21 protein-coding genes are annotated in these 22,088 nt (G+C 67.0%); 10 read left to right on the top strand and 11 right to left on the bottom strand.

Annotation, left to right across the window (positions count from 1 at the left end):
• Positions 1-5: 5 nt before the first annotated feature.
• The 6 genes from IPF36_RS07505 (at position 6) to IPF36_RS07480 (ending at position 4,965) form a co-directional block, all read left to right on the top strand.
• Positions 6-938, top strand: a complete 933-nt coding sequence (locus IPF36_RS07505; RefSeq protein ID WP_195427669.1) for an amidohydrolase — start codon at positions 6-8, stop codon at positions 936-938.
• Positions 939-965: 27 nt separating this feature from the next.
• The gene (locus IPF36_RS07500; protein ID WP_116312639.1) at positions 966-1,466 is read left to right on the top strand and encodes a TRAP transporter small permease; all 501 of its coding nucleotides are present in this window, start codon (positions 966-968) and stop codon (positions 1,464-1,466) included.
• Between the two features lie 16 nt (positions 1,467-1,482).
• Positions 1,483-2,760, top strand: coding sequence for a TRAP transporter large permease (locus IPF36_RS07495; protein WP_135705293.1), 1,278 nt, complete (start codon positions 1,483-1,485; stop codon positions 2,758-2,760).
• 40 nt (positions 2,761-2,800) lie between these two features.
• Complete coding sequence (locus IPF36_RS07490) at positions 2,801-3,958, top strand: alpha-hydroxy acid oxidase (RefSeq protein ID WP_195427668.1); 1,158 nt, start codon at positions 2,801-2,803, stop codon at positions 3,956-3,958.
• 58 nt (positions 3,959-4,016) lie between these two features.
• Entirely contained in the window at positions 4,017-4,625 is a 609-nt protein-coding gene (locus IPF36_RS07485; protein WP_195427710.1) for a PPC domain-containing DNA-binding protein, read from the top strand.
• Positions 4,626-4,713: 88 nt separating this feature from the next.
• Positions 4,714-4,965, top strand: coding sequence for a DUF1289 domain-containing protein (locus IPF36_RS07480; protein WP_255519699.1), 252 nt, complete (start codon positions 4,714-4,716; stop codon positions 4,963-4,965).
• Between the two features lie 89 nt (positions 4,966-5,054).
• On the opposite strand, the gene IPF36_RS07475 is transcribed toward IPF36_RS07480, so the two are convergent.
• The 3 genes from IPF36_RS07475 to IPF36_RS07465 form a co-directional block, all read right to left on the bottom strand.
• Complete coding sequence (locus IPF36_RS07475) at positions 5,055-5,762, bottom strand: glutamine amidotransferase (protein WP_133096201.1); 708 nt, start codon at positions 5,760-5,762, stop codon at positions 5,055-5,057.
• 122 nt (positions 5,763-5,884) lie between these two features.
• Positions 5,885-8,332, bottom strand: coding sequence for a penicillin acylase family protein (locus tag IPF36_RS07470; RefSeq protein WP_135705298.1), 2,448 nt, complete (start codon positions 8,330-8,332; stop codon positions 5,885-5,887).
• A gap of 93 nt (positions 8,333-8,425) precedes the next feature.
• Entirely contained in the window at positions 8,426-9,856 is a 1,431-nt protein-coding gene (locus tag IPF36_RS07465) for an aldehyde dehydrogenase family protein (protein WP_133096203.1), read from the bottom strand.
• Between the two features lie 215 nt (positions 9,857-10,071).
• Between IPF36_RS07465 and IPF36_RS07460 the strand changes: the two genes are divergently transcribed.
• Positions 10,072-10,686 carry a hypothetical protein gene (locus tag IPF36_RS07460; RefSeq protein WP_195427667.1) on the top strand — a complete coding sequence of 205 codons (615 nt, stop codon included), beginning with the start codon at positions 10,072-10,074 and terminating at the stop codon, positions 10,684-10,686.
• A gap of 73 nt (positions 10,687-10,759) precedes the next feature.
• On the opposite strand, the gene IPF36_RS07455 is transcribed toward IPF36_RS07460, so the two are convergent.
• The 6 genes from IPF36_RS07455 to IPF36_RS07430 form a co-directional block, all read right to left on the bottom strand.
• Complete coding sequence (locus IPF36_RS07455) at positions 10,760-12,382, bottom strand: ABC-F family ATPase (protein WP_195427666.1); 1,623 nt, start codon at positions 12,380-12,382, stop codon at positions 10,760-10,762.
• A 302-nt stretch (positions 12,383-12,684) separates the two neighbouring features.
• Positions 12,685-13,644, bottom strand: coding sequence for a muramoyltetrapeptide carboxypeptidase (ldcA, locus tag IPF36_RS07450; protein WP_195427665.1), 960 nt, complete (start codon positions 13,642-13,644; stop codon positions 12,685-12,687).
• Positions 13,641-14,303, bottom strand: coding sequence for a tRNA adenosine(34) deaminase TadA (gene tadA / locus IPF36_RS07445; RefSeq protein ID WP_195427664.1), 663 nt, complete (start codon positions 14,301-14,303; stop codon positions 13,641-13,643). Before tadA ends, ldcA begins: the two co-directional genes overlap by 4 nt.
• Positions 14,304-14,311: 8 nt before the next feature.
• Positions 14,312-14,788 carry a 6-carboxytetrahydropterin synthase QueD gene (queD, locus tag IPF36_RS07440; protein WP_135705302.1) on the bottom strand — a complete coding sequence of 159 codons (477 nt, stop codon included), beginning with the start codon at positions 14,786-14,788 and terminating at the stop codon, positions 14,312-14,314.
• A gap of 129 nt (positions 14,789-14,917) precedes the next feature.
• Entirely contained in the window at positions 14,918-15,565 is a 648-nt protein-coding gene (queE, locus tag IPF36_RS07435; protein WP_195427663.1) for a 7-carboxy-7-deazaguanine synthase, read from the bottom strand.
• Positions 15,566-15,909: 344 nt separating this feature from the next.
• Positions 15,910-16,416 carry a DUF1993 family protein gene (locus tag IPF36_RS07430; protein WP_133096210.1) on the bottom strand — a complete coding sequence of 169 codons (507 nt, stop codon included), beginning with the start codon at positions 16,414-16,416 and terminating at the stop codon, positions 15,910-15,912.
• Between the two features lie 254 nt (positions 16,417-16,670).
• Between IPF36_RS07430 and IPF36_RS07425 the strand changes: the two genes are divergently transcribed.
• Positions 16,671-17,072, top strand: coding sequence for a hypothetical protein (locus tag IPF36_RS07425; protein ID WP_133096211.1), 402 nt, complete (start codon positions 16,671-16,673; stop codon positions 17,070-17,072).
• A gap of 57 nt (positions 17,073-17,129) precedes the next feature.
• On the opposite strand, the gene ppk1 is transcribed toward IPF36_RS07425, so the two are convergent.
• Positions 17,130-19,265, bottom strand: coding sequence for a polyphosphate kinase 1 (ppk1, locus tag IPF36_RS07420; RefSeq protein WP_133096212.1), 2,136 nt, complete (start codon positions 19,263-19,265; stop codon positions 17,130-17,132).
• A 147-nt stretch (positions 19,266-19,412) separates the two neighbouring features.
• Here ppk1 and IPF36_RS07415 point away from each other — a divergent pair, with 147 nt between their 5' ends.
• Complete coding sequence (locus IPF36_RS07415; protein WP_133096213.1) at positions 19,413-19,718, top strand: hypothetical protein; 306 nt, start codon at positions 19,413-19,415, stop codon at positions 19,716-19,718.
• Positions 19,719-19,817: 99 nt separating this feature from the next.
• Here IPF36_RS07415 and IPF36_RS07410 read toward each other — a convergent pair whose 3' ends face one another.
• Entirely contained in the window at positions 19,818-21,263 is a 1,446-nt protein-coding gene (locus tag IPF36_RS07410) for an efflux transporter outer membrane subunit (protein ID WP_195427662.1), read from the bottom strand.
• 93 nt (positions 21,264-21,356) lie between these two features.
• Here IPF36_RS07410 and IPF36_RS07405 point away from each other — a divergent pair, with 93 nt between their 5' ends.
• On the top strand, positions 21,357-21,974 hold the full coding sequence (locus tag IPF36_RS07405) for a TetR/AcrR family transcriptional regulator (RefSeq protein WP_133096215.1): 618 nt from the start codon (positions 21,357-21,359) through the stop codon (positions 21,972-21,974).
• Positions 21,975-22,088 lie beyond the last annotated feature (114 nt).

The raw sequence follows: 22,088 nt of genomic DNA, 5'->3' as shown, positions 1-22,088 counted from the left end.
CGGCCATGTCCGCATTGCCAGCTGCCATCGTCGACGCCCACCATCACCTTTGGCGGCTCGGCCCGGCACGCTATCCCTGGCTGCAGGAGCGGTACGACGCCGCAGCGTTTTTTCTTGGCGACTACGCCGCGCTGCGGCAGGACTTCGATCCGGCCGACTACCTGCGCCAGTGGGACGGCCTGCCCCTGGCCGCCAGCGTCCACGTGGAAGCCGAGCGGCATGCCGACGAATCGGTGGCCGAGACCGCGTGGCTGCATCAGGTCCACGCGCGCCACGGCTTTCCCAATGCGGTAGTCGCGCATGCCGACTTCAACAGCGACACGCTGGCGGCACAGCTGCGCGCGCACCAGGCCTTCCCGCTGGTGCGGGGCGTGCGGTGCAAGCCGCGCACCAGCCAGTCAGCGGATGCCAGCGTGCGCGGCCAGCCCGGCACGCTGCAGGACCCGCGCTGGCTCTCCGGGCTGCAGCGGCTGGCCGGGCATGGCCTGGCGTGGGACCTGCGGGTGCCGTGGTGGCATCTGGAGGAAGCCGCCGAGGCGATCGCCGCGGTGCCGGGGCTTGCCGTGGTGGTGGAACACACCGGCCTGCCGTGGGACCGCACTGAAGCGGGCCTGTCCGGCTGGCGCCGCGGGCTGGCGGCGCTGGCCAGCCTGCCCGGGGTGCACCTGAAGCTGTCCGAGTTCGGCTTGCCGGGCGCGTCGTGGGATCGCGCCGGCAATGTCGGCGTCATCCGCCAGGCGCTGGAGATCTTCGGCTGGCAGCGCTGCATGTTCGCCAGCAACCTGCCCGTGTCGGGGCTGCGCGCATCGCTGCATGAAATCGTCAATACCGTCGCGGCGGCGCTGGAAGGCCTGCCCGACGCCGCCGCGCAGGCGGTTTGGCACGACAACGCCATGCGCTTTTACCGGATCGGGGCAACCGCGCGACGCCTGCGCTGACCCCCGTCCACCCAGGAGTCCTCAATCATGAACCGAATTACGCTGCGCCTGATCCAGGGCGCGATGGTCGCCATGATGGCCGCCATGATCGTGCTGGTCTTTGGCAACGTGGTGCTGCGCTACGTCTTCAATTCCGGCATTGCCTTCTCCGAGGAAGCCTCGCGCTTCATCTTCATGTGGCTGACGCTGACCGGCGCCCTGCTGGTGATGCATGACAAGGCCCACCTGGGGATGTCCACCGTGGTATCGCGGCTGGGCGAGACCGGGCAGCGTGCCTGCCGCCTTCTCGCCGACGCGGGCGCGCTGGGCTGCTGCCTGCTGCTGGCCCATGGCGCCTGGCAGCTGGTGGCGATCGGCATGGACGACCGCGCACCCGTCACCGGCGTGCCGCTGGGCGTGGTCTATGCCTGCCTGCTGGTGTGCAGCGTCGGCATGGCGGCGATGCTGCTGCACGGGCTGTGGCGCCTCGCCAGCGGCCGCATGGCGCAGCATGAACTGGTGCCGCAGTCCGGCGCCTCCGGCGAATAAGCGCAAGGAGCCTGCCATGACCATCTTTGTCTTTGTCGGCTCGCTGCTGGGCGCAATGTCGCTCGGCATGCCCATCTGTTTTGCGCTGCTGGCTTCCGGGGTCGCGCTGATGCTGCACCTGGGTAACTTCGATACGCAGATCCTCGCGCAGAACATGCTCGAGGGCGTCAACAACTATCCGCTGATGGCGGTGCCGTTCTTCATGCTGGCGGGCGAGCTGATGAACGCCGGCGGCCTGTCGCGGCGCATCGTGCGCGTCGCCGACGCGGCGGTCGGGCACGTCCGTGGCGGGCTGGGCTACGTGGCGATCATCGCGGCGACGGTGGTGGCCAGCATCTCCGGCTCGGCCGTGGCCGATACCGCCGCGGTCGCCGCGCTGCTGATCCCGATGATGCGCAACGCCGGCTACAACGTGCCGCGCGCGGCGGGACTGATCGCGGCGGGTGGCATCATCGCGCCGGTGATCCCGCCGTCGATCGCCATCGTGGTGTTTGGCGTGGTCGCGCAGGTGTCGATCACCAAGCTGTTCCTCGCCGGCATCGCGCCGGGCGCGATGATGGCCCTGACCCTCGCCGTCACCTGGCACTTCTGTGCGCGCAAGGAAAAGCTCGCGCCCACCGAGCCCTTCAATGCCCGCCGCCTGGCCAGGGCCGCGCTCGACGGCATCTGGGCCCTGGTGCTGCCGGTGGTGATCATCGGCGGCATGAAGATCGGCGCGTTCACGCCGACCGAAGCGGCGGTGGTCGCCGTGGTCTACGCCATGGTGGTCGGCCGCTTCGTCTACGGCGAACTGAAGCTGCGCGCGCTGCCGGAACTGATCGTCACCGCGGCCAAGACCTCCGCCACGGTGCTGTTCCTGGTGGCCTGCGCGCTGGTGTCGGCATGGCTGATCACCATCGCCAATATCCCGGCGCAGGTGACCGACCTGCTCGAACCCTTCATCGACAACAAGATCCTGCTGATGTTCGTCATCATGATCCTGGTGATCGTGGTGGGCACCGCGCTCGACCTGATGCCGACGGTGCTGATCATGACCCCGATCCTGATGCCGGTGATTACCAAGGCAGGCATCGACCCGGTGTACTTCGGCGTGATGTTCGTGCTCAACAACGCCATCGGCCTGCTGACGCCGCCGGTGGGTACGGTGCTCAACGTGGTGGCGGGCACTTCGCGCTGCAGCCTGGACAGCGTGATCGGCGGCGTCTGGCCGTTCCTGCTGAGCCTGACCGCGCTGATGTTCCTGTTCGTGCTGTTCCCGCAGCTGATCCTGGTGCCGGCCGCATGGCTGCACTGAGGCCAGGCGCGCTCCATCTTTCTTCCTTGCAGGACACAAGATGCCATCCATCAACGAGATCGAGGACCTGCGCCGGCTCGCCCGGCAGCGGGTGCCGCGCATGTTCTATGAATACGCCGACTCCGGTTCGTGGACCGAGTCCACGTACCGCGCCAACCAGCGCGAGTTCGGCAACATCCTGCTGCGCCAGCGCGTGGCCGTGGATATCGGCGAGCGCCGCGTCGCCACACGCATGCTGGACCAGGACGTCGCCATGCCGGTGGCGATCGCCCCGACCGGGCTGGCCGGCATGCAGCACGCCGACGGCGAGATCCTGGCCGCCCGCGCCGCGCGCGATTTCGGCGTGCCGTTCACGCTGTCCACGGTCAGCATCTGTTCGATCGAAGACGTGGCCGAGGCCACCGGCGGGCATCCGTTCTGGTTCCAGCTCTATGTGATGCGCGACCGCGCCTTCGTCGAACGCCTGATGGACCGCGCCCGCGCCGCGGGCTGCCCGGCGCTGGTGCTGACGCTGGACCTGCCGGTCAGCGCGCAACGCCACAAGGACCTGCGCAACGGCCTGTCGGCGCCGCCGCGCCTGACGCCGTGGAACCTGCTCGACATGATGGGCAAGCCGCGCTGGTGCCTGGGCATGCTGGGCACGCGCCGCCGCAGCTTCGGCAACATCATCGGCCATGTGCAGGGCGTCGACGACATGACCTCGCTGGCCGACTGGTCGAGCCGCCAGTACGACCCGACGCTGGACTGGGACGACGTGGCGTGGATCCGCCGCCGCTGGCCCGGCAAGCTGGTGCTCAAGGGCATCCAGGATGTCGAGGATGCGCGGCTCGCGTGCCAGTCGGGCGCGGACGCGCTGATCGTGTCAAACCACGGCGGCCGGCAGCTCGACGGCGCGCCGGCATCGATCCGCGCCCTGCCCGCCATCGCGCAAGCCGTGGGCGAGCGCATCGAAGTCCATATGGACGGCGGCATCCGCTCCGGGCAGGACGTGCTGAAGGCGGTCGCGCTCGGCGCCCGGGGCGTCTATATCGGCCGGCCGATGCTGTATGGGCTGGGCGCCATGGGACAGGCCGGCGTGACGCGGGCGCTGGAGATCATCCGCAAGGAACTCGACCTGACCATGGCCTTCTGCGGCCACACCGACATCCGCGCGGTCGGCACGGACATCCTGCTGCCGCCGCATCCGCCCGCCTCGTAGTTTTCTTGCCGTAGCCACAAACCCAGACGCAATCAAACCAGACAGGAGACAACAGATGATGAGCCTTCGCAAAACCCTGCGCGCCCGCCAGGCGCTCGCCACGTTTGCAGCAGCCACCGCCGTCGGCGCCGTCGCCCTGATGCCCGCGGCAGCCGCGGCGCAGCCCGCGCCATCCGCCGAATGCAAGGCGGCACTGGACGCCCGTGCCCAGAACCCCAACTACCCCCGCGACAGCGTGCCGCGCTACATCAAGACCCCCACCGGCTACCTGCTGGTGCTGCGCATGGGCGACAACGTGTTCGAGCAGATCGAAGCCTTTGCCATCTGCGAGAAGGTGCCCAGCGCGAGCCTGTCCGCGATCGGCTTCGCCAATGTCACGTTCGGCTTCTGGGATGCCGCGAAGAAGCAGTTCAACCCGCGCACCTTCCGCAACGTGGAGATGGCCAGCATCGTCGGCAGCCTGGCGTGGAAGGAAGGCAAGCCGTCGATCCATGCGCATGGCGTGGCCGGTGACAGCAGCTTCGACACGTACGGCGGCCATATCCTGTCGATGGAGGTCGGCACCGGATCACTGGAAGTGACGGTGACGGCCTATCCGCAACAACTGGAACGCGGCATCGACCCGAAGATCGGCGCGAACGTGCTGGGACTGCGCGATAGCCACTGACGGGCTGCGGGATTGGACGGTGGGACCGGTGGCGGCCGGTCCCACCCCGTATAATGTCCCCCCGTTTGAGCCCAACCCGCCCGTTAACATGCCGCAGTCTCCCGAATCCGCCCCGTTCCGCCCCCAACCGGACACCGGCGCCACGGATTCCACGTTGTCCGACCGCCCGGACAGCCCATGCATCGGCATCTGCTCCACGCTGTTCGACGAGATCTGCCAGGGCTGCGGGCGCACCGCGGCCGAGGTCAGCAACTGGGTTTTCTTCAGCGATGAGGAAAAGCAGGTGGTGTGGGAGCGCATCACGCGCGAGAGCACGGCCCGCCGCTTCCGGCAGGGCTGAAACGTACCTCCCCGGGGCGGCCGCGCTTCGCGACAAGCACTGCGCCGATCACGGCCGGCACACAGGCGGCACCGGCAATGCTGCCGTGCTCATAGTCCCGCCTGCTCCAGCCAGCGGGCAAACATCCGTTCGCCCGCCGCCGCCACCTTTGCGCCGACTTCCGCCGTTCGCGCACGGATGGTGCGCGGGTCGATGCCGGCCTTGCCGAGTTCGACGGTATGGCCGACCAGCCAGGCCTCGATGTCCGCCGGCATCACTTCGGGATGGAACTGCAGCGCCAGCACCTGGTTGCCGATGGCATACGCCTGGTTAGTTACCGCGGCGGTGGACGCCAGCAGTTCGGCGCCGGGCGGCAGGTCGAAGGTATCGCCGTGCCAGTGCAGCACTTCCCAGTTGGCCCCAACCAGTTCGCCAAGCGCCGAATCCCGTCCGGCCGGCGTCGGCACGATCGGCGCCCAGCCGATTTCGCGCGTGCCGGGATACACGCGCGCACCGGCGGCACGCGCAATCAGCTGCGCTCCCAGGCAAACCCCGATCATCTTGCCGCCGGCGGCCAGCCGCTGGCGGATCAGCGCGATTTCGCCTTCCAGCCACGGATAGGCGTCGGTCTCATAGACGCCGATCGGGCCGCCCAGGATCAGCAGCAGGTCGGCCGGGTCATCGACGATGGGGCGCAGGTCGTCGACGCCCGCCTGGAATGCCCGCAGCGCATGGCCGCGCGCGCGCAGCGCGTTGCCGATCACGCCCGCATGCTCGAACGCTAGGTGCTGGATTACATGGGTGGTGCGCGTGGCCATGGGCGGCTCCTGCCGATCGAAAAGGGCCCCCATGGTAGCGCCAATGGCTACGCCGCGAGAAATCCACGGCGGCTTACTGCCTGTCGGGGCGGCATCCCGGCACGGCATGCCGCCACCGTGCGCTAATTTGTCGCAGCCGGGACCAGTGTCAGGGCGCCGGCCTGCGCGGGTGCCAGGGGCATGGTCACGTACTCCACCGCCGCCCATTTGCCGGTCCAGTCGCGGTAGCGCGGCAGCAACGCGTTGCCGGACTGCCCGGTCGAATCCATGAAGCGCGATCCCGGCAGGTCGGCCAGGTCGTATAGCGCCCGCACGCTGGCGGCATGGGTATTCTCGAACGGCGCCTTCTCGTCGCGCAGGTTGTGGCGGCCGACATTGACGGTATACGTGTCGCCGCCGGTCGGCACGCGCAGGTTGAACAGCGGCGACAGGTACGCAACCTTGCCGAACGGCTTGTGCTCGGAGCGGGCCGTATGCGCTTCGCCCCAGCGCCAGCGTTTCGGGTCCTCGCCATAGCGGCGCGACAGGTCGGCCATCGCCTGGGTCCAGGCATCGGCAATCGCGTCGTTGCAGCTTTCCGCGGGGCCCGTATGCGGACGGTCGCACCAGAACGCCCCGAGTTTGCCGGGATCGCGCAGGATATTCATCATCGGCTGTTGCACGTTGCGCTGGTCCCACAGCCGGACAAAGATCGCTTCGCCGACCTTTTCCTCGAACAGCCGCCGCGACAGCTCGCGCAGCCATGCGGTGACCACCAGCGGCTCGGCGCGATCGGCGTCCATGGTGCCGTCCCACTTGCGCAGCGCATCGAGCAGCGCGCGCTCGCGCTCCGGCCGTGCGCCGTCGTGGCTGACCGGTGCGGCCAGCAGCAGCGGCAAGACGTCGCGCACCGCCAGCGACAGCACGTCTTTCTGGATCCCGGCGAAGGTGTCGAACGTGTGCCTGGGCGTGGCCGCCAGCAACGCCTGGATGCGGTCATGGCGGTACGGCACCGTCCATTCGCTGGTGATGAAGTAGGGGTAGTCCGGCGGCACGATGCGCTGGTTGGCGGTCACGATCACGCCTTCCGCCGGGTTGTAGCGCTGCGGCAGCGACTCGAACGGGATAAAACCGGCCCAGTCATAGCGAGCATCCCAGCCCGGCGCGGGCGCCAGGCCCTTCAGGTCGTTGTCGGCGCGGCGCAGCGGCACCCGGCCCGGCGCGAAAAAGCCGATATTGCCGTCGACATCGGCGTAGACGATGTTCTGCTGCGGAGAATGGAAGTCGCGCAGCGCGGCGGTGAAGCTGGCCCAGTCGCGCGCCTCGTTCATCTTCATGCCGGCCTGGAAGGTGCGGTCGTCCGGACGCAGCGCGGTCCACTGGAACGCAACCACGTATTGCGCGCCAAGCGGCCCGGCCGCGGCGGACAGCGGCTCGGCCACGTCCGAGATGACCGGCCCGTGGCGCGTGCTGCGGACCTTCAGCGTCACGTCGGGCGCGCCCTTGACGCGGATGGTCTCGGTGCGGGTCTCGAAGGTGGCCCAGCCGTCCGGCGTCTGGTACTGGGTTTCGCTGCCGGGGCGCAGCCGTTCGATAAACAGGTCCTGCACGTCCGGCGCGGTATTGGTCAGGCCCCAGGCGATGCGGTCGTTGTGCCCGAGCACGACCACCGGGATGCCGGGCAGCGTGGCGCCGGCCACGTCGAGCCCCGGGGCGGTCATGCGGGCGAAGTACCACAGCGCCGGCGCCTGCAAGCCGAGGTGCGGATCGTTGGCCAGCATCGGCTTGCCTGATTGCGTGTGAGCGCCGGAGACCACCCAGTTGTTCGAGCCCATGCCCTCGACATAGCCCGGCGGCGCCTTGTCGCCGACGCTGGCCATGGCATTCGCCAGCGGCGCCAGTTGCTTGTACAGGTGGCCGTAGTCCATGGTGCGCACCGGCTGCTCGTCCGGGTACGGCGCCAGCAGCTCGCTGATGCGCGCCACCGGCAGCACCTGCGCCAGTCGCATGCGCAGCGTCTCCTGGTTCCAGTTGCCGCCCAGGTCCCAGGCCATCATGGTCTGCCAGCCGAGCGTATCGGCCGGCTCCCATTGCTCCGGCTGCGTGCGCAGCAACAGGAATTCAGGCGGCAGCGGTCCCTGCCGATGGTCGATCCACGCATTGACGCCGTCGGCGTACGCCTGCAGTGCCGCCCGCGTCTCCGGCGAGGCCTGCGCAAGGATCGCTTCGGCATTGCGCCTCACGCCCAGCGTGCGCAGGAACCTGTCGGTATCGAGCGCGGAGGGCCCCAGGATCTCGGCGAGCCGGCCGGCCACCACGCGCTTGTTCATCTGCATCTGCCACAGCCGGTCCTGCGCGTGGACATAGCCCAGCGCGAACCATGCGTCGGCCTTGCTGGCGGCACGGATCTGCGGCACGCCGTTGCCATCGCGCACCACCGTGACCTGGCCACGCAGGCCGGGCAGCGCGACCGTGCCGGATGCGGGCGGCTGGGCCGCCTGGCGATACCAGATGAAGGCCCCCGCCGTGCCGGCTAGCGCCAGCACCAGCAGCCATCCCACAAGCCTGGCCAGACGACCGAACCAGCGCATGTTGCTCCCCTCTTATCGTTATCGTTGCGTGACCCCGGCGGCAATGCAAAAAATGCCCGGACCGGCCGGGCATTTTCCCATGTCGCGCAGGCCTCAGGCCGGCTTCCTCAACTGCAGGGCCTTGTATTCGAGGAATTCCTCCAGCCCGTACTTGCCGGCTTCGCGCCCGTTGCCGGACTGCTTGTAGCCGCCGAACGGAGCGGCCATGTTGAACGGCCCGCCGTTGATGTCGACCTGGCCGGTGCGGATGCGCCGCGCCACGCGGATCGCACGCGCCTCGTCGCCGGACCAGACGCCGCCGCCCAGCCCATAGATGCTGTCGTTGGCAATGCGGACCGCGTCTTCCTCGGTGTCGTAGCAGATGATCGTCAGCACGGGCCCGAAGATCTCCTCCTGCGCCACGGTGGCACGCGGCTCGACATTGCCGAGCACGGTCGGCTTGACGAAGAAGCCCTGGTCCAGCCCTTCCGGCGCCTCGGGGCCGCCGGCCACCAGTTCGGCGCCCTCTTCCAGCCCGCGGCGGATATAGCCGGTGACGCGCTCCTTCTGCACGGCGGAGATCAGCGGTCCGAGCCTGGTGGTTTCCTGCAGCGGATCGCCCACGGTAAAGCCGGCCACCACCTTCTGCGCGATCGCTTTCACTTCGTCGTAGCGGGCGCGCGGTACCAGCATGCGGGTATGCGCCGAGCAGGTCTGGCCGGAGTTGAGGAAGCAGGCGCTGATCGTGCCCTTGACCGCCGCCGGCAGGTCGGCATCGTCCAGCACCACCGAGGCAGACTTGCCGCCCAGCTCCAGCGCAACGCGCTTGACCGTCTGCGACGCCAGCTCCGACACGCGCTTGCCGGCGCGGGTCGAACCGGTGAACGACACCATGTCGACCTCCGGATGGCTCGCCAGCACCTCGCCCACCACCGGGCCAAACCCCGTCACCAGGTTGAACACACCCGGCGGCAGGCCCGCGGCCTCGATCACCTCGGCCAGCACGAAGGCGTTCAGCGGCGCCACTTCCGACGGCTTGAGCACCACCGTGCAGCCCGCGGCCAGCGCCGGCGCAACCTTCAGCGTGATCTGGTTGAGCGGGTAGTTCCACGGCGTGATCGCCGCCACCACGCCCACCGGCTCGCGCACCACCAGCGAATTGCCGACTTCTTCCTCGAAGGGGAAGGTATCGAGCAGCTTGGCGGCCTGCCCCCAGTTGTAGACCGGGCCGCCCACCTGGATCGCGCGCGCCAGCTTGATCGGCATGCCGACTTCGCCGGCGATCATCTGGGCCAGTTCTTCGCTGCGCGCCTTCAGCCCTTCGGCGATTTTGGCGATATAGCCAGCGCGCACCGACGCGGGCGTCGACGCCCAGCCGTCAAAGGCAGCGCGCGCGGCCTGGATGGCGTCTTCCGCGTCGCGCGGCGAGCCTTCGGGAATGGTCCCCATCACCGCTTCGGTGCTGGAATGAATGACGTCGATGGTGCCGGTACCGTGGGGCACGACCCACTTGCCGTTGATAAACAGTTTGTCTCGTTGTTGCATGGCCACAGTTCTCGGTTGGTGCTGAGTTTGACGGATGAGCAACCGCAATTTTTTGTTACTTTTATGGTGCACGCACATTGTAGAGCGGTTTGGAGACTATGTTTCCAGCCCTGGCAGCCCCCGCGCCGGGCGCGTCTCTTCAAATGGCGATAATCGGCCGCACCCGGATACGGGATGCTCGCACGGACGGCCGGCATAACAAGGGAGCGAGACACATGGTCGATCCGATCTACCGCAAGACGGATGCGGGACAGGACGAGATCAGGACGCGCGCGCGCAAGCTGGACCACAAGCTGCGCGCGCTGCTGCTGATGGTCAACGGCGAGCGCCGCGGGCAGGACCTGCTGGCGCAGGTGGCAGGCATGGGGGTCGGGCCCGATGCCCTCGACATGCTGGCCGCCCAGGGGCTGGTCGAGCCAGTGCATGAGGCGGCACCGGCGCTAGCGGCTGCAGCTGCGGCGCCGGATGCCCCGGCACGCACTTCGGCCGCGGCGGCGGATACCAACCTGTTTTCGGTGTACGCCATGCGGCACGGGCCGGCAGCAACGCCCGACGCGGCACAGACGACCCAGCCGACGCACTCCTCCGCCGAGATCGACGCGTTCCAGCGCCTCTACCACTTCTATACCGACGTCATCGGCCAGCACCTGGGCCTGCGCGGCTACATGCTGCAGGTAAAGGTGGAAAAAGCGCAGGACCTGCCCGCGCTGCTGACCCTGCGCGAGCCGCTGCACGCGGCGCTGCTCAGGGCCAAAGGCGAAATCACGGCGCATGCGATCCTGCGTGAGCTGGACTCCATCGCACAGGACCTCCCGGCAGTGGCCGGATAAGCGGCGATCCCCGCGCCAGACAGCAAAAAGGCCGCCTCGGAAGGCGGCCCTTTTTCATCGGCATGAGGCAAACTCAGCCGTCGATCCCCTGCGACTGCAGGTACTCGTCATACGTGCCCAGGTAGTCGGTCAGCGTGCCGTCGGTGCGCACTTCGATCACGCGCGTCGCCAGGCCGCTCACGAACTCGCGGTCGTGCGACACGAAGATCAGCGTGCCCTGGAACTTGTCCAGCGCGATCTGCATCGACTCGATCGACTCCATGTCCATGTGGTTGGTCGGCTCGTCCAGCGCCAGCACGTTATGGCGGCCCAGCATCAGCTTGCCCCAGATCATGCGGCCCTTCTCGCCGCCGGACAGCACCTTGACGTTCTTCTTGATGTCGTCGGCAGAGAACAGCAGCCGGCCCAGCGTGCCGCGCAGCGAGGTTTCGTCATCGCCGGCCTGCGTCCACTGGCTCATCCAGTCCATCACGTCGCGATCCGCCGGGAATTCCTCGTACGTATCCTGCGGCATGTAGCCGACATTGGCGTTCTCGGCCCACTTGACCGAGCCGCGATCCACCTCGACGCCACGCTGCACGCCGGTCTGCACCGCGCCGTTGAGCAGGCTGCGCAGCAGCGTGGTCTTTCCCGCACCGTTTTCGCCGATGATCGCCACGCGCTCGCCGGCCTGGATCGCCATCGACAGGCTGTCGATGATCTTGCGGTCGTAGCTCTTGGTGACGTTCTCCACCTCGACCGCCAGGTTGTGCAGCTTCTTCTCGAACTCGAAGCGGATGAACGGGTTCTGGCGCGACGACGGCTTGATGTCCTCGACCTTGATCTTCTCGATCTGCTTGGCCCGCGAGGTGGCCTGGCGTGCCTTGGACTTGTTGGCCGAGAAGCGGCGCACGAAGTCCTGCAGTTCGGAGATGCGCTCCTTGGCGCGCGCGTTGGCGGCCATCTGGCGCTCGCGGGCCTGCATCGACGCTTCCATGTAGTCGTCGTAGTTGCCCGGGTAGACCTTGAGCGTGCCGTAGTCCATGTCGGCCATGTGCGTGCAGACCAAGTTCAGGAAGTGGCGATCGTGCGAGATGATGATCATGGTGGAGTTGCGCTCGTTGAGCACGGTCTCCAGCCAGCGGATCGTGTTGATGTCCAGGTTGTTGGTCGGTTCGTCCAGCAGCAGCACGTCCGGGTTCGAGAACAGTGCCTGCGCCAGCAGCACGCGCAGCTTCCAGCCCGGTGCGACGTCGCTCATCGGGCCCTGGTGCTGCGCGGTGGGGATGCCCACGCCCAGCAGCAGTTCGCCGGCGCGCGCCTCGGCGGTGTAGCCGTCGTACTCGGCGTACTTGGCTTCCAGCTCGGCGGCCTTCATGTAGTCTTCGTCGGTCGCTTCCGGGTTGGCGTAGATGGCGTCGCGCTCCTGCGCGGCGGCCCACATCTCGGTGTGGCCCATCATCACCACGTCCAGCACGCGCATGTCTTCATAGGCGAACTGGTCCTGGCGCAGCTTGCCCAGGCGGATGCCGGGCTCCAGCATGACGTTGCCCGACGACGGCTCGAGGTCGCCGCCCAGGATCTTCATGAAGGTGGACTTGCCGCAGCCGTTCGCGCCGATCAGGCCGTAGCGGTTGCCCTCGCCGAACTTGACCGAGATATTCTCGAACAACGGCTTGGGGCCGAACTGCATGGTGATGTTTGCGGTAGAAAGCACGTCTGGAACCTTGTCTGGAGAATGTGGCGCCGCGGCACTGGCCGCGTTGCGCAGGTTGTTGCACCGGGGTGCACCCCATGCCGTTCAGGGGCCGGCCCTGCCGGCAGGCATCGCGCCGTCCGGAGCATTCCGGAGCCATGGCTGGCGATGCGGCAGGGACCGCGCCCGGTTCTTGCGAGAACCCGGCAGGAAGTCAGGAAATAACCGCGTATTCTACCATCCGGATGCGTTCCTTGCATCCGTAGGCGGGGCGATGAACGCCTGGCGGCCTGCATGTGGCGGCCGCGCTTCGCGTGCAGCGCTCAGGCCGCCGGCGGCAGCACCGGATAGCCGGAAAACGCCATCGAAAACCCGTCGGCACGTGCGGCCAGCCGCACCTGCGCGCCCACCGGCAGCGTCAGCTTGCGCGCGCAATGGCCGAACGGCAGGCCGGTCAGCACCGGCATCGGCAGCTGGTCGCGCAGGTAGGCCACCACGGCGTCCATGTCGTAGCCGTTGTCGTAGTCGGTGACGCGATAGTTGGAGAAGTCGCCCAGCACGATGGCGCGCTGGGTGTCGAGCACGCCGGCCTGCTGCAACTGGAGCAGCATGCGTTCGACCCGGTACGGCGGCTCGTTGATGTCTTCCAGGAACAGCACCCCGCCCTCGACCCGCGGCATGAAGGGCGTGCCGAGCAGGCTGCACAGCATGGCCAGGTTGCCGCCCCACAGCGTGCCGGACACTTCGCCGCTGAACGGCTGCCCGCCGGCCTGCGGCGCCGCCACGTCGACCCGGTAGGCCGGATCGCGCAGGATGCCTTCGAAGTGCTCCCACATGTACGGATCGACGCTGTCCGCGCCAAAGTCCGCCAGCAGCATCGGTCCGGAAAAGCTGATGCCGCCGGCCGCGGCCAGGTAAGCGAGCTGGAACGCCGTGAAGTCGCTGTGCCCGACGATGGGCGTGGCGCTGGCGCGCGCCTGTTCGGCGATGCGCGCGAAGTCCACCTGCGCCAGCAGCCGGGCGATGCCGTAGCCGCCGCGCACCGCCAGCGTCAGCTCATGCGGCGCGCCGGTGCCGATGGCATGCAGGTCGGCCAGCCGCTCCGCGTCGGTGCCGCCGAAGCGCAGGTAGCGCCGGGCCAGCACGTCGGGGTTGGTGGTGTGGTAGCCGTGCTGCTTGAGCCAGGCAACGCCGCGCGCGGCAACGGCGACGTCGTGCGGATAGCCGGACGAGGCAATCAGTCGGACTTCGGTATGCGGCGGCCTGCTGTTCGGCGTGCTCATGCGTCGTTGGCTTTGTTCTGTGTATTCGGTTCGGGACGGGTCGGACAGGCGCAGGCTGCGTCGGTTCCGGCCTCGCTGCCTGCCTCGACATCGGCGCCGACACCGCCGGCAACACCGCGGGCAGCCCTCTGTGCGCGGCGCCTGGCCCCGAAGAAATCCTTCAGCATCTGCCCGCAGGTGTCGGCCAGCACGCCGCCGGTGATGGTGGTCTGGTGGTTGAGCTGCGCGTGCTCGAACAGGTTGAGCACGCTGCCGGCGGCACCGGTCTTCGGATCCGTGGCGCCGAATACCACGTGGCGCAGCCGCGCATGCAGGATCGCGCCGCTGCACATCGCGCACGGTTCCAGCGTCACGTATAGCTCGCACTCGGGCATGCGGTAGTTGCCGATCACCTGCGCGGCGGCGCGCAGCGCCTGCATTTCGGCATGCGCGGAAGGATCGACCGAGCGGATCGGCAGGTTGTGGCCGCGCGCGATGATGGTGTCGTTCCAGACCACCACCGCGCCGACCGGCACTTCGCCGGCGGCCTCGGCCAGGCGCGCCTCCTCCAGCGCGGCGCGCATGTAGCGGGCATCGCGCGCGGCAGCCTCGGCCGGATCGTCCGGCAGCGCGCGCGGGGCCCTCAGTGGCATCGGCGGCAGCGGCGGCGTCTCTGGCATCGGCAGGCTCAGTCTTGCGCCGGCAGCACTGCCGGGGCGCTGACTTCGGCCCAGCAATTGGGGGTTTCGAACAGCACCAGCCTGGTCAACTGCAGGTGGTGGCCGAAGCAATCCTTGAACACCGGCGCCAGGATATCGAAGGCGACCTGGGCCAGGTTCTCGACGGTGGGGATGGCATCCAGCACCACTGTCTTGTGCCCTTCCATCGATTGCAGGAAGTTCAGCAGCGCGGTGTCGCCGCGGTAGATCAGGAAGGCGTGGTCCCACTTGTTGACCAGGTGCTCGTTGGCGAGCGCCTTGATATCGCCGAAGTCCAGGATCATGCCGTCATCCGAGGCACCTTCGCGATGCAGCACCTCGCCCGACAGCGTCAGGTCCAGCCGGTAGCGGTGGCCGTGGATATTGCGGCACTGGCCGCCGTGGTTCGGGATGCGGTGGCCGGAGTCGAACTCCAGCCGGCGGGTAATGGAAACTTGTTTGCTCATGTGTAGCGGCGCCCTTTCCGTGGTCCAGGCCGCCTGCGTTGGACGGGCGCCGCGCGTGCGCCCGAAGCCTCTATTGTGTACGTTTGCCCAGCGTTGAGCAAAACCCGGGGCAAAACCCCGGAGCCGCGCTCAACGAATGCCCAGCAGCTTGTGGGTCTGCAGCGACAGCCGCCAGCGCGGATGGCGCTGGCAGAAGTCCACCGCGGCGGCCGTATTCTCGCGCTGCAGCGGGCCGTCCATGGGCTGCACCAGGAAATGCTCGAAATCAAGCTGCTCGTATGCGGCAAAGTCCTGGCCCGCCTGCGGGATCACGACCTTGAGCTCGTCGCCGCCCCTGACCACCAGCTCGGAACCCATCTTGGGACTCACGCAAACCCAGTCGATGCCGGGCGGCACGGCAATGGTGCCGTTGGTCTCGATCGCGATCTCGAAGCCCTGCTCATGCAGCGCATCGATCAGCGGCGAGTCGAGCTGCAGCAGCGGCTCGCCCCCGGTGCACACCACCAGCGGCTTGCCCAGCGGCCTGCCACCAGCGCCCTGCGGCCATTCCGAGGCGACCACCGCGGCCAGCTCCCCGGCGGTGCGGTACTTGCCGCCGCGGGTGCCATCGGTGCCGACGAAATCGGTGTCGCAGAACTGGCATACCGCGCTGGCGCGATCCTCTTCGCGGCCGCTCCACAGGTTGCAGCCGGCAAAGCGGCAGAACACCGCGGCGCGGCCGGCGTTGGCGCCCTCGCCCTGCAGCGTATAGAAGATTTCCTTGACGGCGTAAGTCATGCGTGAGGTCTCTCTGGGACCGTAAACGGATTATGGCAGCGGAATATCGGCAGCCTTCGGGCTGGCCGGGTGTATTGGTATGGTTGGGCTCGGCCAGGGGCCAGTCTTGGCGGATCGATCGGCGGGACCGATGCCGTCCAGGGCGGGCGCACGATCGTGGCTATCGCTGGCAGCGCGGGCGGGAAGCACCGGGTTCCGGCGCAGGGGTCGAATCCGCCCCGTGGCCTGTCGCAGGCTGCGTCCGGCCGCTCCGGACACGGCTCGGACAACATCTAAGTATACCAGAGGGCTAAGGGTTTTTGCCTAGGGCCGGCGTGACGCGCGCGTCGCCCGCCAGCCGCACCTTACTTGAGCCCGAGGTAGTCGCGCTTGCCGATCTGCACGCCCTTGTGGCGCAGGATGTCGTAGCCCGTGGTCACGTGGAAATAGAAGTTGGGCAGCGCAAACCCCAGCAGGTACGACTTGCCGTCGAACGTCACCGGCCCCTGCCGCAATTTCAGTTCGATCACGCGCTGTTCGCTGCCCTCGAGCTGCGCCGGCGTGATCTGCTCCAGGAACACGATGGTGCGCGCGATGCGGTCCTGCAGCTCGGCGAACGAGGTTTCGGTGTCGGCGAACGATGGCACCTCGATCCCCGCCAGCCGCGCCGCGGCGCCCTTGGCGGCGTCGCTGGCGCGCTGGACCTGCGCCGACAGCGGATCCATGTCGGCGATCAGCCGGGTCTGGATCAAGTCGGCCGGATCCATGCCCTGCGCCTGCGCGTGCGCGGCGCCCTTGTCGAGGATCGCGGCAAGGTTGCCGAGGGCGCGGATAAACGGCGGGATCGATACGTCGTACATCGAAAGTGCCATGGGGTCTCCTGGTGTGGCGTGTGTGGTCGCGGTTGTAGTGATTGCCGGGGGTCGGCAGGCTGTCCTGGCAACCTGCCGCGAGCATAGAACGGATTGGCCTTTGCCGCAGAACCTGCCACCGATTCTTGCAGCAGTGCCGGCGTCTCTTGCCGCATCCGAGGGCAACGCAACGGTTCGAGCGCCGCAGGCGGGCAACCTGATTTAACATATCTGGCCATCGCCCCGGAATCCGGCGGAGCCACCGCCGCGCCCCCATGAACGCGCCGTTCCCCCTTCGCACGGAGTGCCCGCCGGGCGCCTGCATCTGCGGGCGCGAAGCGCTGTTGAGTGATCCCGGCGCCGACCTGCGCGTGCTGCGGCTCACCCGCGCCGAGGAAAAGCGCCTGGTCGAGCGGCTCGAGAATCTGACCAGCCTGGCCGAACTGCGCCGCATGGAGGGCCTGATGCAGGCCCAGCTGAATATCGTGCTGACCATCACGCCCAGCGCGCGCGGCGTGAAGACGGTGCGCGGCATCAATATCCAGGTGCAGGAACAGCCGGGCCTGTGCCGCAAGATCCGCCAGTCCATTCCCGCGGCCATCCGGCGCAGCATGGAGCAGCATCCGGAGATCGCCTATGCGATCGTCGATGCGCACGACCTGCTGGGTGGGGCCTGAAGCGCGCGGGACGCCCCATTTCACCCCGCCCTGTTCGTCGAACCGTCGAACGGGCACTCAGGTCAGCGCCGACAGCAACATGTTCTGCGCTGCCTCGCCGTCCTGTGCAAGCTGACGTTCATAGGTCCCGCCAGGCGTCATCACCCACGTGTCGCGCCGGTCGGAAAGGTACGGCTTCAGCCCTTCGGCAATGACCCTCCCCTTCAGCCGGGGATCCAGGATGGGAAAACAGATCTCGATCCGCCGGGACAGGCTTCGTTCCATCCATTCGCCGCTGGACAGCATGACCTTCTCCGCCCCGCCGTCGTGAAAGTAGAAGATGCGCGAGTGCTCGAGAAACCGGCCCATGACCGATTTCACTGCGATGTGCTCCGACAGGCCGGCAACGCCCGGCCGCAGTGCGCAGGCGCCCCTGACGATCAGGTCGATACGCACGCCTTCACGCGAGGCATCGTATAGCGCCTGGATCAGTTCCGGCTCCAGCAGTGCATTCATCTTGGCGATAATCCTTCCCTTGCGCCCGGCCTTGGCGTGCTCGGCTTCGCATCGGATCGCCGCCAGCAACTGCTTCTTCATGGTAAACGGCGATTGCCAGATATGGGTCATGCTGTGCGTCTGCCCGCGCCCGGTCAGCTGGCTGAAGACTTGTGCCACGTCCTGCGTCAGCGCTTCGTTGCAGGTCAGCAATCCAAAATCCGTATAAGCGCGCGAGGTCTCGAGGTGATAGTTTCCCGTGCCGAGATGGACATAGCGCCTGAGCTTCCCCCCCTCCCGGCGCAACACCATGACCATCTTGGCGTGTGCCTTGAAACCGACGACGCCATAGACGACATGCGCGCCGACTGCCTCCAGTTGCGCCGCCCAGCCGATATTCGCCTCCTCGTCGAAGCGGGCCAGCAATTCCACCACGGCGGTGACTTCCTTGCCGTTGCGCGCAGCCTCGATGAGTGCCGACAACAGGACCGAGTCGTGCCCGGCGCGATACACGGTGTGGCTGATCGCCACGACATCGGGATCCTGTGCCGCCTGCCTGACGAAATCGACAACCGGTGCAAATGACTGGAACGGATGGTGCAGCAGGATGTCGCCGTCGCGCATGGCGCGGAAGACGTCGGCATGCTCCCTCAATATCTTCGGCACGCCGGGCCGGAAAGGCGTGTATTTCAGCTCCGGCCTGTCGACCTGGTCCGGCACCTGCATCAGGCGAACCAGGTTGACCGGCCCGTTGACCGAAAATACTTCGCCCGGCGCCAGCCCGAACTGTTCCTGCAGGAATGTCGTCATTGCCGGGGTGCAGTTGTCCGCGACTTCCAGCCGGACTGCGTCGCCAAGATGGCGGTGCGGCAGTTCGCCTTGCAGCGCCTCGCGCAGGTTCTTGACTTCTTCCTCGTCCACGAACAATTCGCTGTTCCGGGTCACACGGAACTGATAGCAGCCCCGTATCGACATACCGCTGAAAAGCTCGCCGACATGGGCGTGAAGGATGGACGAGAGAAAGACAAAGCCATGCTCGCACCCCGAAACGTCAGCGGGCAGTGCGATGACACGTGGCAGCGCCCGTGGCGCCTGCACGATCGCATTGCCGGAGTTGCGGCCGAACGCATCCTTGCCCTCCAGCTCAACCGCGAAGTTCAGGCTCTTGTTGAGAATGCGCGGGAACGGATGCGCGGGATCCAGCCCGATGGGTGTCAGGACCGGCATCAGCTCGGCGAAGAAGAAATCGCGAATCCAGGCCTGCTGCACGGCGTTCCACGATGGCCGTCGCAAAAAGCAGATCTGCTGCTCTGCCATGGCTGGGATCAACACGTCATTGAATAGGCGATACTGCTGATCGACCAATTCACGCACCCGCTGGTTGACCGCGGCATAGACGACCTGCGGCGTAAGCCCGTCGGGGCCGACTACCGGCGACTGAAGCGCGCACTGTTCCTTCAGGCCCGCCACGCGGATTTCGTAGAACTCATCCAGGTTGCTGCTGAAGGTGCACAGCGCACGCAGGCGCTCGAGCAGCGGAATGGCGGGATCGGCCGCCTGCTGCAGGACGCGGCTGAAAAATTCCAGCTGGCTGAGTTCGCGGTTGATATAGAACTCATTGCCATTGGGCAAGCTCTCCTCATCCACCAGAGGGCCCGGGCGCCCCGCGCCCCGAGCACCCGGCGACCCGTGCTGCATGAAGCTGGATTCGCGTTTCATGATTCCGTGCCGAAGAGAGTTCTTTCCAGATTCTAGCTGGCGTATCGAGCATATCGGCGCGATTCTGATTCTGGCGTTCGCGAAAAATGCAATCCCTGCGCAGCAGCCTCGTCCTAGAATAATCCGACCTGCCCAATGGAGTTGCCAATGACACAGGAAATATCATATGCGAGCGAGACCACGCCAGAAGGCCTGGCGAGATTAATCGAGCACATCAGGCATGCCGTGGGGCAAGGTGATCTTGACCCCGAGTTTGTCCACAAACTGGCCAAGCGGATCTGCAAGGAGTTTCAGGAGATGAAGGCCGCCAGGCCGGGAGCTACTGAACTGACAGACCTCGAGTCGAGCATCGAAACGCTGCTGCTGGCCGCGGACAGCGGGCATGGCGCCAGGCTGACCAGGTCCTTGCAAAAGTTGCGTGAAACTGAGGGCGCGAGTCCGGCTTCTCACTAGCGGCCGTATTAATGATTTCGCCGGGGCTTTTTCTTTATGTTGTTAATTCAGGAATCCCAGGCGTTGCCTGCTTGCCGGAATCCGTGCTGCAGTTATGCCTTACAAGGCGGTTGCCGGCTCCCAACCGCCGCCCAGCGCCTTGAATGCCGCCACGGCGGCGCGGGCGGATTCGGTCTGCGCCTGCGCCCTGGCATCGGACGTCCGCAGCAGGCTCTCGTCGGCTAGCAGCACCTCGATCAGGCGTACGACACCCTTCTGGTAGGCGGCAAGCGAGGCGTTTCGCGCCTGCGTCAGCGAGGCTTCGCCCTGCGCCAGCGTGCCGGCCTGGTCTTCACGCCTGACCAGGGCGGAGAAGGCATTTTCGACATCTTCGGTCGCACGCAGCACGGCCTGCCGGTATGCCGCCAGCGCTTCCGCCTCCTGGCCGCGGGCCAGGTCGATCTGGGCGTTGATGCGGCCAAAATCGAACAGGCGCCAGCGCAAGCCCAGCACGCCCGCCGCCTGGCTCGCGCCCGCGGAAAACAGGTTGCCGCCGGCCACGGTCGTGGCGCTGCCCAACAGGGCGCTGAGCGAGAACCTGGGGTAGTACTCGGCAATGGCGACACCGATGCGAGCGTTGGCCGCCGCCAGCCGGCGCTCCGCGACAATGAGGTCCGGCCTGCGTCGCAGCAGGTCCGCCGGCGAACCCGTACCGGCGAGCTGCGGCGCTGCGGGAATCGTTCCGGCACCGCCGAGTTCGGCGCGGTACGTGCCCGGCGGAACACCCAGCATCACGTCGAGCGCGTTCAACGCCGCATCGAGCCCTGTTTCCAGCACCGGCACGGTGGCGCTGACCTGGGCCAGCGCGCCTTCGGCCTGCCGGACTTCCAGCCCGGCGGCAAGGCCCTTGCCGAACAGCAGCCCAACCGTGGAGAGCAATTTCTGCTGGGTCTCCATTTGCCGCCTGGCGATGCCGAGACGGGTCTGCAATCCACGCACAGTGATGTAGAGATCCGCCGTCTGCGCGGCCACCGCGAGGCGCGTCGCGGCCGCGCCCGCGGTCGAGGCCTGGTACTCCGCCAGCGCGGCTTCGCGCCCGCGGCGCAGTCCGCCGAAGACGTCCAGTTCCCAGCCGGCGCCGAGGTTTGCCTCGTAGAGGTTGCCATACCTGTCAAAGCCCGGCGTGGCATTCAGCAGCTTGCCAAGCGGCGTCTCGACCGACTGGTAGCTCCGCCCCGCCTGCGCGCTGACGCTGCCGGACGGCAGCAAGGCCGCAGTAGCCGTGCCGAGTCCCGCGCGTGCCTGGGCGACGCGCGCCGATGCCTGCGCCAGGTCCAGGTTCTGCGCTAACGCCAGCGACACCAGGCGGGTCAGCACGGGGTCGCCGAAACCTTCCCACCACGTCGTCAGCTCGGCCGGCGGCGAGGCCTGCCTCTGTTCGACGCCGGGCTGGCCCAGGTAGCGTTCCGAAACCGGCACGTCCGGCTTTCTGTAGTCAGGGCCGACAGCGCAACCCGCCATGACGCCGGCACTCAGCAGCAGGGTTAGAGAGCGAGGAAAAAGCATGGAGGTTGGGTACTCGGAAACAATCGGAGATGTGACTATATTATAAAATGGTCACTAGTTGTCAATGATCATCTGCCACGGTAAGCTGACCGAATGACCGAAACCACACCCTCTGCCCTGCCTTCCCGCGGTCCCGCAGACCACAATGTCCGCTCCCAGATCCTTGAGGCGGCTACCGAGCACTTCAGCCTCTATGGCTACGAGAAGACGACGGTTTCCGACCTCGCCAAGGCGATCGGGTTCTCCAAGGCGTACATCTACAAGTTCTTCGGTTCCAAGCAGGCGATCGGTGAAGTGATCTGCGCCAACTGCCTGGGCGCGATCACCACCGAGGTCGACGAGACCCTTGCTGCCGTGCCGACAGCGTCGGAATGCTTGCGGCGGCTGTTCAAGACGCTGGTCGATGCAGGCGTGCGCCTGTTCTTCCAGGACCGCAAGCTCTACGCGATTGCCGCGGCGGCCGCGCAGGAGCGGTGGCAGCCGGTTCTCGCCTATGAGGACCACATCCGGGCTCTCGTGATGCGGATCATCCTGGAGGGGCGGAAATCCGGGGAGTTCGAGCGCAAGACACCGCTGGACGAGACCGTCAACGGCATCTACCTCGTCATGCGTCCCTACATCGATCCGCTGCTGCTGCAGCACAACCTCGACGTTGCCGCAGAGGCTCACGCGCAGCTTTCCAGCCTGATACTGCGCAGCCTGGCTCCGTAAGCGGCGTAAAAAAATCTCCCCAAGCGGCGTCGTCGCCGCTCCATCATTGCGACCGCTTTGTGACTATTGACTAAAGTGGTCACACGACCAATAATTCAGGTCCAGTCTCGCGTA

Origin of the sequence: Cupriavidus sp. IK-TO18 (assembly GCF_015549295.1) — a bacterium.
GTDB lineage: Bacteria > Pseudomonadota > Gammaproteobacteria > Burkholderiales > Burkholderiaceae > Cupriavidus > Cupriavidus oxalaticus_A.
This window is presented reverse-complemented; position numbering and strand designations above follow the sequence as displayed.